Here is a 534-nt window from a genome sequence, read left to right as displayed (position 1 = left end):
AAAAGGATCGAGACGATGTTTATTTTTGCTGCTGATGGTATGTTATGACTGAACCGACCGCAAAGCCAAGTACAGAAGCCAATAGCCACCAAGGTACTACTGCAACTGCTAAAAAAGAACAGAAATCTGATAAAGCTAATGTGCAAGATAACGTGCATACTGGCAAAACGGTGTCAGCTAATACGGCTGAGATGCCTGATAAAGCGGCATTACTAACGCTATTTACTTTGTCAGATACCAAAGAGAGCATTGATGAAGTAGGCGCTAGCGAGCAGCTTGACACCGATACATCAACCATACAGTCGACTGCTAACGAATCAAACGTAGCCGCGCAGCGTGTGGCTCTTTATCATACCCAGCATGAACGCACTCGACTGCTATATATGGCATCCGCCAATACGCGCCCCACGTATTTAGTACAAACCCTCAAATCACAATTTGCAGAATATCAGCAGTATTTGCTTGCTCAGCAGCTCGATAAGCGTGGTTTGATGGATACGGAAATGCTTGAACGACTCTGGCAGCAGCTGCACG

Annotated in this window: 1 pseudogene; it reads left to right on the top strand. The window is 45.7% G+C overall.

Features of this window, described 5'->3' with window-relative positions:
* Positions 1–44: 44 nt before the first annotated feature.
* Positions 45–534, top strand: a pseudogene (locus ACS8FC_RS20520) (hypothetical protein); the annotation flags it as partial.

Source organism: Psychrobacter sp. 1Y4 (genome assembly GCF_051847555.1).
Note: the sequence above shows the minus strand (reverse complement) of the source record. Positions and strands in the feature narration are given on the sequence as shown.